Source organism: Caldicoprobacter algeriensis (assembly GCF_023838525.1).
Taxonomy (GTDB): Bacteria; Bacillota; Clostridia; order Caldicoprobacterales; family Caldicoprobacteraceae; genus Caldicoprobacter; species Caldicoprobacter algeriensis.
Map to the genome: position 1 here is coordinate 1 of NZ_JAHUQD010000031.1, position 11404 is coordinate 11404.

Here is an 11404-nt window from a genome sequence, read left to right on the forward strand (position 1 = left end):
CCATATCATTGACAGTCTCTGCTATTTTTGCAATACGGCACATCTCAAACAATACTGGTATGCTGGAGGCATTGTATGCTATTATGCTCTTAACATCATTTATATCCATTCACAATCACCCCTGCATTTTTCTACAGGGGATATATATTCGACAAAAAATTCAAAAATCCTTTTGGTAATATATGTAATTAAATTACCTGTTTTTTACATGCGGAGACTCGGTTATAAGCGAAAAATGCTATTATTTTATGAAAAAAGCCGTCAGTACTCCTGACGGCTTTTTTCATAATTGGCAAACTTGGTATATTGCCCTAGCCACACCAGTTCAACAGTGCCGGTAGGGCCGTTTCGCTGTTTTGCAATTATTATCTCGGCTATATTCTTCTTATCGGTATCGGGATTATAATACTCATCCCTGTATATGAATACAACCAGATCAGCATCCTGTTCGATGGCACCCGATTCGCGCAGGTCGCTGAGCATCGGCCGGTGCTGGGTCCTGGCTTCTGGAGCGCGGCTGAGCTGCGACAGCGCAATAACGGGAACTTTCAGTTCCCTGGCCAGGGCCTTCAGTGAACGGGAAATCTCTGATATCTCCTGCTGGCGGTTTTCCGCCCTGCCCCTGCCAGACATAAGCTGGAGATAGTCAATGACCAATAGCCCTAATCCTTTTTCCATCTTAAGCCTGCGCGCCTTGGATCGTATCTCCATGACCGAAAGCCCACCGGTATCGTCTATGTATATGGGCGCCTGCGACAACGGTCCAGCGGCCCTCACGAGTTTTAACCAATCCTCTTCGCTTAGATCTCCCGTGCGAATCTTCTGCAGCTCTACATTGGCCTCTGAACTCAGCATGCGCTGCACCAGTTGCTCTTTGGACATCTCCAGGCTGAATATGGCAACCGGCACCTTCTGGCGCAAAGCCACATACTGTGCAATATTTAGCACAAAGCTGGTTTTACCCATGGATGGCCGGGCCGCCACCAGTATCAGGTCTGAAGGATGGAGGCCTGACGTCTTCTGGTCAAATTCGTGGAAACCGGTAGGCAAACCTATTATACCACCTTTTTTCTTGGACAGCTCTTCAATCTTGGCATAGGTCTCAAGGAGAATATTTTTTATTGGTTCAAAGTAATTGGTGGTTTGTCGCTGAGAGATTTCAAATATCCTCTTTTCGGCTCTATCCAGAATGATGTCCAGCTCTTCCTGTGCCTCGTAGCTGTCCCTTATGATCTCGTTGGATGCCGCAATGAGCTGCCGCAAGATTGATTTTTCTTCTACTATCTGTATGTAATATTTTAAATTAGCTGTGCTAGGGACAGCCACAGACAGGTCAGATATATAAGCCGCTCCACCCACCCCTTCCAGGGTGCCCCTCTGTCTCAGCTCTTCCACAACGGTGACCAGGTCCACCGGCTCACCACGGTCATACAGGTTCAGCATGGCCTCGAATATCTCTTTATGGGCTTCGGAATAAAAATCTTCAGCCTTTAAAGACCCGGCCGCTACTGAAACGGCCTCGGCATCGATCAGCATTGAACCCAGGACTGATTGCTCGGCTTCTAAATTGTGAGGGGGTATACGCTGCAGCAACTCAGCCATGATAACTCCCTTTCTCCCTTGTCCGGTTACTCCGCTTCAACCTTCACGGTCAGCGTGGCTGTAACCTCGGGATACACCTTAACCGTCACCGCATAGTTCCCTGTGCTCTTTATGGGTTCGGGTAACACGATTTTCTTTCTGTCAATGTCCATGTTATGTTGCTTTTTAAGCTCATCGGCAATCTCCTTATTGGTCACCGAACCGAACAGCTTGCCCTCACTGCCGCTGTGGGCTTTTATCACCACCGTAAGTCCCGATAGAGTATTTGCCAGTTTGTGCGCCTCTGCCAGTTCATGCTCTTTACGCCTTGCCTCTGCCTGTTTCTTTTCCTTAAGCGCCCTTAAGTTTTGCTCGGTGGCTTCTATGGCCAGCCTCCTGGGAAAAAGATAGTTTCTCGCATATCCGTCATTGACATTGATCACGTCACCCTGTTTTCCCTGTCCTTTTACATCCTGAAGCAGAATCACTTTCATCTGTCATTTCCCCTCCTCTAAATAATCTTTTAATGCCTTAATGACCTTTTGACGAGCCTCATCAAGGCTCATGCTGCCAAGCTGCGCCCCCGCAACCGTCAGATGCCCTCCTCCTCCGAGCTTTTCCAGCACCATCTGGACATTTACATTTCCTAAAGACCTCCCGCTTATCATGACACCGTCGCCACTCGGATACAGGACAAAGGAAGTGTGTATACCCTTTATGGTAAGCAGGCTGTCAGCAGCCTGGGCAGCAATAAGCGAACCGTTTTTGATATTGGGCGGGCAATATGCCAGTGCCACGCCCGGCGCGATTATCTGAGCATTTTTCACCACTTCGGCACGGCTTAGAAAGGTATCAAGGTCATCCTGGAATAGATGGCGCACCGAAGCAGGATCTGCGCCGGCACGCCTGAGATAGGACGCCGCTTCGAACGTGCGCACGCCGGTTTTGAATATAAAATTTTTGGTGTCCACTGTTATCCCAGCCAGCAAAGCATCGGCCTCTACAGGCTTAAGCTCGACCTTTTCATCGAAATACTGTACTATTTCAGTGACCAGCTCGCTGGTGGAAGAAGCATAGGGTTCCAGATATACCAGCGTGGCATTCTCTACCGCTTCTGCGCTTCTCCTGTGATGGTCTATCACCACCACCTTGTCCACAGCACCTAAAAGCCGTTGCTCCTCCATAAAGGTTGGGCGATGCACATCCACTACTACCAGCACTGCCTGGCGATCCACTCTGGCTAAAGCCTCATCGGCTGTTATAAAAGCATCCCGGTATTCTTCGTCTTCCAGAAGCCTGCTTATCAAGGGGCGTATAGAAGGATTGGGCCGGCTCATCACTATATAAGCCTGTTTACCAACATGGCGGGCACATCTGTAAATACCTAAAGCGGCCCCCAGGCAATCGAGGTCCGCCGCCTCGTGGCCCATGACGAATACTCCCCACGACTGGGACATCAGCTCCTTGAGGGCATTGGCAATAACCCTGGATTTAACCTTGGTACGCTTCTCAACTTCTTTGCTCTTGCCCCCGTAAAAAAACAGCTTGGTTCCTCGCTTAACTACCGCTTGATCCCCTCCCCGCCCCAGAGCCAGGTCAAGGGCAAACTGCGCATAGTGGCTGAGCTCCAGAGGGGTTTTACCATCTGCTCCTACCCCTATGCTCAAGGTAACAGGAATTCTGTTGCCTGCACTGATAGACCTAACGGCATCGAGTATTTGAAACTTGTTGTCCTCCAGCGCCTTCAATGCTTTGGCTTCGGCAAAGACCACAAATTTATCGCGGTCAAATTTCTTCCAGCCTGCATTGAGAGAAATGGCCCACTGGCTCAATGTAGCCTCAATTTCGGCCAGCACCACTGGCCGTTTCGCCTCATCGGTGTTGCTTACCACCTCATCATAATTATCGATCTGCACCAGCATAACTACCAGGCGCTCATCATGGTACTTTGCCTTCAACAAAGCCTCTTCGGTGATGTCCTGTAGATACATGAATATGATCACTCTGCGGCTGTCCTTGTTGCCGTTAATGCCCAGGGGCGTATAAAACAGGCGGTACTTCCTGCCATTTAGCTCTATTTGTATGCAATCCTTCTCTTTGCTTTTGAGCAGAGCATAGAGGTCCAACTTAGGGATGTAGTTCTTTATATTTTTGCCAAATAAGCTTTCCCCTTCAAACAGCTGGCCAAACCGGGGATTGTACCAGTTAATAGTTCCGTCCAGCTCTACCACTACAAAGGGCATGGGCACGCTGAATACCGCGTTTTTTGTGGACCAGTCTATATTTTCAGATAGGTTCTCAAGATAGTGCGTCCATTCAATCCTTCTTATCCGCGTAACCTTCCAGTTATAATATACCAGATAGACAAACAGCAAAAAGGCCGCAAGGCCGATTGCCCAGTTGAAATACCATACAATCAACGAAAGCACCAATATAACAGCTAAATATATCGGATTTTCGGGAACATTAAGCCCCTTCACTGTGGGCTTTTTCACCAACAATCCACCTCTTTATCTACTACGGATTCATCCGCCGATACACCGATCGCAGCTTGAACACCTGCTCCAAAATTCCCAGAGACATTAGAAGCGTTGGAGCAATCATAAAAAGCACAGCCAATATCACGGCGCGCAAAAAGGTTGGTACCCTGCTCATCTTAAGCCTCATGAAAAACGTTGCAACCGCCAAACCCTGGATTGAAAACACAAACGAACATAATGACAGCACGGTATAAAACACGACCTCAAAATTCCTCAAATCCAGCAAATTGCCCACATAAGCAATAAGCAGCATGGCCATAAAACCCAACCCCGCGCCTCTGGGCAGCATCCAGTCGCTGAATTCGGGCAATCCGTTAAGCACATATCCCAGCTTTTTGAGCACCATGCGCGACACAAGCATGTTTATGGTTCCATATATCAAGGAGAATATGATCAACATCGAAGGAACAAAGGGCACAAACTGCTCCAGCTGCCCTATAACCACCTCCGCAAACTCCCCTGGAGATATGTGCTTTTCTATCACCTTAAATTGAGCGTACAGGTCTATCATGCGGCTAAAATCCACTATGTTGCTGACGAAAAATTGGCGTATGCTGCTGGCTATATATTCAAACACCGTTTGTCCCATAAACCAGGAAAACGCTTTTAGGAATACAAGGGCTGAAAGCAATACAGCCCCTGCCGACATGACGATGTATTCAAACAGGTTAAAGCGCTTTTTTATGGCCCAAGAAAGCACCAGCACCAGTGGGAAATTAAGTATGACCACAGCAAATCCCAGAAACGGATGAAACATCATCCCAAGCAGCAACCCGGCTATCATAAGCCCTAATATGCCTGCCCAGGGCTCCCTTCTGGCCCCCAGTACAATAAACGGCACCGGCCAGATAAAGACGACGACGTTTAGCACAGGTATAAAAGGCAGTATTACCAGCAACACGGCGCTTACTGCGGCAATCAGGGCGCTTTCTAACGCAGCCTTCAACTTTAAATTCATATCACACACTCCATATTTATTCTCTGTTGGCCTTGATATGCTGCTTCAGCTCGGACAAATCGCCGTAGTCCTTTTCTATCTCGTGTTCCTCCAAAATCCCCAGACGAATCTTGTTTACAATCTTTTGCTCGATCACGCCAAAGTGAATCCCCAGCCTCTTGCCCAGCAGGTAAGAAGCCACGATTATGCTGGCAAGGCAATCGGCCAGGCTGTCCGATGAAACCCTGGCACTGCTGGCCAGCATGCGAAAGAGTTCAGCAATAGAGAGCAATATCTCACTCTTGAGCCATTCAATAATCTTTACGTTTTTAGCAATGTCAAGCTCCCTCTCGTTATCCATTCGCAAGGCTTTAACCCCTCTCTTACGTAAATCTGGGATATGACCCTAGCACAGCAAAATACCTGCTCTGGCCGGCCAACTCATCCAGTGCCTCTTGCACCACAGCATCCCGCACATGCCCTTCAAAATCCACCAAAAACAGATATTCGCCCAGGCTTGTCTTCATGGGCCGTGATTCAATCTTGGTAAGGTTTATGTGCCTCTCGGCAAAGATTCTAAGGGCATGATACAGGCTCCCAGGCTTATGGTCCACGCTGAATACGATAGAAGTCTTATCATATCCGGTTGGTTGGCTCTGTTCCCTGGACAAGACAACAAATCTGGTACAGTTGCCGTTATGCTCCTCGATGTTTTCTTCAAGAATATCCAGGCCAAACACACTGGCGGCATGTTTGCTCCCTATGGCTCCCCATTCCCGCCGACCTGTTGAGACCTCCCTGGCCGCTGCAGCCGTACTGGAAGTGGGGCGCAGCTCCACGCTGCGCAATCTCTCATACAAAAATTTGCGGCACTGTGCCAGGGCCTGGGGATGGGACAGTACAACCCGCAGTTCATCCAACCGCACCCCTGGCTTTGCGAGCAAACAATGATGTATAGGCAGCACAAGCTCTCCAGTTATATATACGCTCACCTCGTGAATTATCATATCAACCGTTACATTTACCGTTCCTTCCATAGAATTCTCCATAGGGACCACCGCATGATCTATTTGTCCCTTGTCTACTCCGTATATGAGGTCAGGAATGGTGGGATATTCGACTAAATCCACCCGTTTCCCCTTTGTATACAGCAGGGCCGCTTCATGGGTAAAGGTACCTTCGGGTCCCAAATAGCCTACCTTTTCCATATCTTTCCCCTTTTTTAAGATATCGTCAAGTTAAATTGTATACGCCGCATGGCTCTTTGTCAATGTCGTGAACCCCCCATCCCTTAAATAGTCAGCCAAACTGCTGTGCACAACTCAGCCGCTTCAATGCTCACAATGTCCATCAGGAAAATTCAATAGGAGGTGGCATCTACACCAAAGAACGTTGGTTTTTACCGACAAAACAGCTTATACGGCGTCCATGCCAAATACAGCACTTATGTCAACCTTCTGATTATCCTCTGTATGAGCTCCCAATCAAACCCTCTGCGCGCCAGCGCCTGGGCAGTTTTATACACCCTTTCTCTTTCATCTGCTTCCCTATATTTTTCATAATATTTTTGAGCAAGCCCGTTTGCCACAGCTTCTTCTTGTTCTCTGGAAACCGACTCCATCACCTCATCGATTATCTCGGCGTCCACCCCTTTTTGCCTTAGCTCCCGTGCCATGGCCGCTCTGCCCTTTGGATTGTTTCGCATCCGGCTGTTCACCCAGCTTGACGCAAAAGCTCTGTCGTCGATAAACCGGTACCCTTTCAGCTTTTCTATGGCCTTTTCAATGGCTCCTCTATCAAAGCCCTTTCGCTTTAAATACTCTTCCACCTCTTTTTGAGTCCTGGGACGAAAGCCAAGATACCTTAAAGCCCTTTGGTAAGCCTCGTCCGCTTTTTGCCCTTCATCAAGGTAAGATACCGACCCCATATAGATTTTCACCCCTTTCCCCGGTATAACGCTGCTGGGTGGGTACTTTATCCCAAAGACTACTTCAAAAAAACGCAGAAAAATGCATACATTAGACACATGTTGCCGATCCAGCTCCAGCAAACATCAAATCTTCCATGTTATAAAAAGACGGTGTTTTTAAAACACCGTCCTGTATTACACTAATGCTGTTTTTATGCGCTGGCAAATACCTCTTCAAATTCCTCTACATCCAGTTTTTCCCTTTCGAGCAAAGCCTCGGCCACCTTGTGCAGCTTGCTGATGTTCTCCTTAAGCAGCGTCTCAGCCCGCTCATAAGCCTCCTGCACGATGTTCTTGATCTCCTTGTCTATGAGTGCAGCCACCTTTTCGCTGTAGTTGCGATAGGTGCCCCAGTCCCTCCCCAGGAAGATCTCCTCGTACTTGCCTCCAAAGGTTACCGGCCCCATGTTCTCGCTCATCCCGTATTCGGTTACCATCTTCCTGGCTATCTGAGTAGCTCTCTGTATATCATTGGAAGCACCGGTGCTGATGTCATTGAGCACCAATGCCTCAGCGGCCCGTCCGCCCAGCAACTGGGTAATCTCGTCCATCAGCTCCGATTTTGAAACGAAATACTTATCCTCCTCAGGCAGGGTCAAGGTATAACCCCCTGCCATACCACGTGGAATGATGGATATCTGATGGACAGGATCAGCATGTGGTAGCAGTTTTGCAACCACCGCATGGCCCGCTTCATGGTAAGCCACCAGCCGCTTATCCTTTTCAGTGAGCACCCTGCTCTTCTTCTCTGGCCCTGCAATGACACGGGTAATGGCCTCCTCCAACTCCGCCATGCCTATCTGCCTTAAGCCCTTTCTGGCTGCCAGTATTGCGGCCTCGTTCATGACGTTCTCAAGGTCAGCTCCCGTAAATCCGGCCGTCCTTTTGGCCAGAACCTTTAAATCCACCTCGGGTGCCAACGGCTTACCCTTGGAATGAACTTTCAGTATCTCTTCCCTGCCTTTTATATCGGGTATGCCAACGGTGATGCGCCGATCAAACCTGCCCGGCCGCAACAGCGCCGGATCCAGAATATCAGGGCGGTTGGTAGCTGCAATCACTATAATGCCCTCATTCACCGAAAATCCGTCCATCTCAACCAGCAGTTGATTGAGCGTCTGCTCGCGCTCATCATGTCCTCCGCCCAATCCCGCACCGCGATGGCGTCCAACCGCATCTATCTCATCTATGAATATAATACAGGGGGAATTCTTCTTGGCCTGTTCAAACAAGTCACGGACCCTGGCCGCACCTACGCCTACGAACATCTCCACAAAATCAGAACCGCTTATGCTGAAGAACGGCACACCAGCTTCCCCTGCCACCGCCTTGGCCAGCAGAGTCTTACCAGTGCCAGGAGGCCCCACAAGCAGGATCCCTTTGGGAATACGCGCCCCCAGCTCCAGGTACTTCTTGGGATTCTTGAGAAAATCCACAACCTCTTTCAACTCGTATTTTTCCTCTTCGGCGCCCGCCACATCGCTAAACGTTACCCTGTGCTTGGTGTCGGTGTGGAGCCTGGCGCGGCTTTTGCCGAAGGACATGACACGGTTCCCACCGCCCTGAGCCTGCTGCATAAAGACAAACCAGAAGGCCACAAACAGCAGGATGAGCACCGCAAAGGGCAATAAATTAAGCCACCACGGCGGCTCTGCCGGCGGCTGTGGATCCCATTCAAAGCTGAAATCCGCTGGTGTTACCTGGTCAGGCGATTTACCCAACCTTCTTGCCTCGGCAGCCTTTACATCTTCAATAAAAGCCTCTTTTGAAGGCAGATATACTTCAAAATCGTATTTGTCAGGAAAAATGTTTTCGTATCTGGAGCCCTTTCTTACACCTATAGCGGCATTTTCCACAGTTCTCAGCTTGGCGATATTGCCCTTTTCAATCTCGCTAATCAGCTCTGGATACGAAATCCTTTTTGCCCCTGTATCAAGGTCCAGCCATGTCACCAAAAATATTATTGCGATCAATAAAATAAGATAAAAGCCTGGGCCCCTCAGAAATTTTCTCAAACCCAGCCCTCCTTTTCCGTTATTACTGCTTTTTATATAATACACTATTTTACGGCGGTACAAACATTCTTTTTTGGCGCTGTACCCCCTCAGGCTGCGCTTTTGGTTAAATTTTGACGTTGCTTGACAAATCGCATTGCCTTTTTTATTGTATCACAGTCGCACTCCATAATGCAACGCACGTTTTCCTCAAAAATTCGAAGAGAAATTCATTCAACTTTATCAGGATCCAGTACGCAGATATACGGAAGGTTACGATATTTCTCGGCGTAATCCAGGCCATACCCTACCACGAATTCATCGGGGATGCTAAACCCTATATAGTCCACCTTTACTGGCACCTTGCGCCTGGAAGGCTTATCCAGGCAACAGCATATCTTCAAGCTCCTCGGATTTCGGGACAGCAGCAGCTCGGTCAAATAGTTGAGGGTAAGGCCGGTATCTATTATGTCTTCCACTATGAGCACATCTTTGCCTTCTATCTCTTCATCCAGGTCCTTGAGTATACGAACCACACCCGACGAGTGGGTGGAACTTCCATAGCTGGATACCGCCATGAAATCCATAACCAATGGAAGCTTTATGCGCTTGACCAGATCAGCTAAAAACAAGACAGAACCCTTGAGTATCCCAACCAGTACCAAATCTTTCCCCTGATAATCCCTGGTAATCTGCTCCCCCATTTCGTCTATGCGCCGCATCAATGTCTGTTCGTCAATTAAAACTCTTCCTATGCCCTTCAACATCTTCTTCCCCCTTTATCAACTTTGTATCCTTCTTGCCTCAAGCTGTACAATGTTATGGGTCATGGGCGTGACCTTGTAATCGTCGTGAATTTGCCAGCCCACCACCCATATGATGTTTTTTTCATCCACTACCAGCGGAATGCCATCCCTTTCATGCCGGGGCACCTTCCTATCAATAAAATATTCTTTGAGCCTCTTTGTGCCTTCCATGCCAAAAGGCTTGAAGCGATCCCCCTGCCTTCTGTTGCGAACCCGCAGCCTTCCTTTGATAACGTCTCCATCAATGTAAGCGCGCCAGGGAGAAGAAAAGGAAACCTCCTTATGCTGCCCCCACTGGGCTGTGATTTCAATCCCGCATTCCTTTATGATGACCCTGCCAGGGATATCCAAGGAGTATTCAAACAGCGGTACTAACGGCCGAAACTCCCCCCGCCACACCACAATGCTGTCATAATCCTTCAGCACCCTTATATCGTTGGGCAGCGTCAGCATAGTACCGGTAGCGGAATTGGACGCCATCTCGAGTACATCTTCAATGTGATTTGCACCTATCTCATCGAGCGTCCCACCTATGGCCATTAAAGCCATTCTCAGGACCCGACGTTTGACGGCAGTGTGCCGCACCAAAAACCCCTCTAAATCGATCCTTAGCTCGTTTTGGCTGAAGGCCCTCACCAGCCTGTCGTATTCTTTCTGACAGTAATACTGTAAAAACTCCTCCTCATCGCGTATGATAGCCCCCATCCTGACAAGGGCATCCACTATGTTGGGATTGAAGTGCTGCTTTATATACGGTATCAGCTCGTGCCGTATTCGATTGCGGGTATAGGCGACATCCTGATTGGTGGCATCTAACCTGAATTCCAAACCGTTTTGATGACAGTACTCCTCTATCTCTGCCCTTGAAACCTCTATAAGAGGCCGTATAAACTTGTTTTGCCTTACCGGCTTTATCCCCTGCAGCCCCTGCATACCCGTCCCACGCAATATGTGGTGCAGGATGGTCTCGGCCTGGTCATCGCGATTGTGCCCCAGCGCAACCTTATGCCCTCGTATGTCTTGCAATACCTCATCAAAAAAGCGGTAACGGACGATCCTGCCCGCCTCCTCTAAAGTCAGGCCCCATTCATCAGCCAGCCGCGGCACATCAACCCTCTCAACAAATAAAGGGACATTCCACTGCTGACACAGCTGCGCCACAAATTCAGCATCCCGGTCAGCAACAGTCCCCCTAATTCCATGGTGTACATGAGCGGCATAGACTTCAATGCCCATGTCCTTTTCAAGCTGTTTTAAAACGTGCAGCAAAGCCACAGAGTCAGGTCCTCCAGAGATACCTACCAGCACTCGCTCCTCAGGTGACAGCATATTGTACTTGTGAATGGTTTGGAGAACCTTCGCCAGCATCCCATCACCTTTTGTATTAGAATATTAACATTTTAGCCTTTTTGAGAGCATTTTTCAAGGGTAATTTTTACGAAAAATACGGTTGGTTCGTTGTAAAATTAAATGCAACACCTAAAAAATAGTAGAACCATAGTGAGAAATCCTGTATGATATAGATATCCAAAATCACTAAACATACAAGGGGGTCTCACTATGGCTCAACATAATTG

10 protein-coding genes are annotated in these 11404 nt (G+C 48.5%); all 10 read right to left on the minus strand.

Translation table 11 applies throughout. The features are described 5' to 3' along the window. Positions 1–261 precede the first annotated feature (261 nt). Positions 262–1602, minus strand: coding sequence for a replicative DNA helicase (gene dnaB / locus KVG29_RS12050; RefSeq protein WP_252228681.1), 1341 nt, complete (start codon positions 1600–1602; stop codon positions 262–264). A 26-nt stretch (positions 1603–1628) separates the two neighbouring features. Continuing rightward, entirely contained in the window at positions 1629–2075 is a 447-nt protein-coding gene (gene rplI / locus KVG29_RS12055) for a 50S ribosomal protein L9 (RefSeq protein WP_252228682.1), read from the minus strand. A 3-nt stretch (positions 2076–2078) separates the two neighbouring features. After that, positions 2079–4076 (minus strand): DHH family phosphoesterase, encoded by a 1998-nt coding sequence (locus KVG29_RS12540; protein ID WP_252228683.1) that lies wholly within the window; start codon positions 4074–4076, stop codon positions 2079–2081. 22 nt (positions 4077–4098) lie between these two features. Continuing rightward, the gene (locus KVG29_RS12065; RefSeq protein WP_252228684.1) at positions 4099–5079 is read right to left on the minus strand and encodes a DUF2232 domain-containing protein; all 981 of its coding nucleotides are present in this window, start codon (positions 5077–5079) and stop codon (positions 4099–4101) included. Between the two features lie 16 nt (positions 5080–5095). Next, complete coding sequence (locus tag KVG29_RS12070; protein WP_252228685.1) at positions 5096–5419, minus strand: MazG-like family protein; 324 nt, start codon at positions 5417–5419, stop codon at positions 5096–5098. Positions 5420–5441: 22 nt separating this feature from the next. Then, entirely contained in the window at positions 5442–6266 is an 825-nt protein-coding gene (gene pheA, locus KVG29_RS12075) for a prephenate dehydratase (protein WP_252228686.1), read from the minus strand. 236 nt (positions 6267–6502) lie between these two features. Then, positions 6503–6985 carry a regulatory protein RecX gene (locus KVG29_RS12080; protein WP_252228687.1) on the minus strand — a complete coding sequence of 161 codons (483 nt, stop codon included), beginning with the start codon at positions 6983–6985 and terminating at the stop codon, positions 6503–6505. Positions 6986–7179: 194 nt separating this feature from the next. Further along, positions 7180–9042 (minus strand): ATP-dependent zinc metalloprotease FtsH, encoded by a 1863-nt coding sequence (gene ftsH, locus KVG29_RS12085; RefSeq protein WP_252228688.1) that lies wholly within the window; start codon positions 9040–9042, stop codon positions 7180–7182. 209 nt (positions 9043–9251) lie between these two features. Beyond that, positions 9252–9788 carry a hypoxanthine phosphoribosyltransferase gene (gene hpt, locus KVG29_RS12090; protein ID WP_252228689.1) on the minus strand — a complete coding sequence of 179 codons (537 nt, stop codon included), beginning with the start codon at positions 9786–9788 and terminating at the stop codon, positions 9252–9254. 15 nt (positions 9789–9803) lie between these two features. Continuing rightward, positions 9804–11195 carry a tRNA lysidine(34) synthetase TilS gene (gene tilS / locus KVG29_RS12095; RefSeq protein ID WP_252228690.1) on the minus strand — a complete coding sequence of 464 codons (1392 nt, stop codon included), beginning with the start codon at positions 11193–11195 and terminating at the stop codon, positions 9804–9806. Positions 11196–11404: the final 209 nt, after the last annotated feature.

What these genes read in the sequence shown, in the direction of transcription:
- dnaB (WP_252228681.1), bottom strand. Translation starts at nt 1,602, where the DNA reads ATGGCTGAGTTGCTGCAGCGTATACCCCCTCACAATTTAGAAGCCGAG.
- rplI (WP_252228682.1), bottom strand. Translation starts at nt 2,075, where the DNA reads ATGAAAGTGATTCTGCTTCAGGATGTAAAAGGACAGGGAAAACAGGGT.
- KVG29_RS12065 (WP_252228684.1), bottom strand. Translation starts at nt 5,079, where the DNA reads ATGAATTTAAAGTTGAAGGCTGCGTTAGAAAGCGCCCTGATTGCCGCA.
- KVG29_RS12070 (WP_252228685.1), bottom strand. Translation starts at nt 5,419, where the DNA reads ATGGATAACGAGAGGGAGCTTGACATTGCTAAAAACGTAAAGATTATT.
- pheA (WP_252228686.1), bottom strand. Translation starts at nt 6,266, where the DNA reads ATGGAAAAGGTAGGCTATTTGGGACCCGAAGGTACCTTTACCCATGAA.
- KVG29_RS12080 (WP_252228687.1), bottom strand. Translation starts at nt 6,985, where the DNA reads ATGGGGTCGGTATCTTACCTTGATGAAGGGCAAAAAGCGGACGAGGCT.
- hpt (WP_252228689.1), bottom strand. Translation starts at nt 9,788, where the DNA reads ATGTTGAAGGGCATAGGAAGAGTTTTAATTGACGAACAGACATTGATG.
- tilS (WP_252228690.1), bottom strand. Translation starts at nt 11,195, where the DNA reads ATGCTGGCGAAGGTTCTCCAAACCATTCACAAGTACAATATGCTGTCA.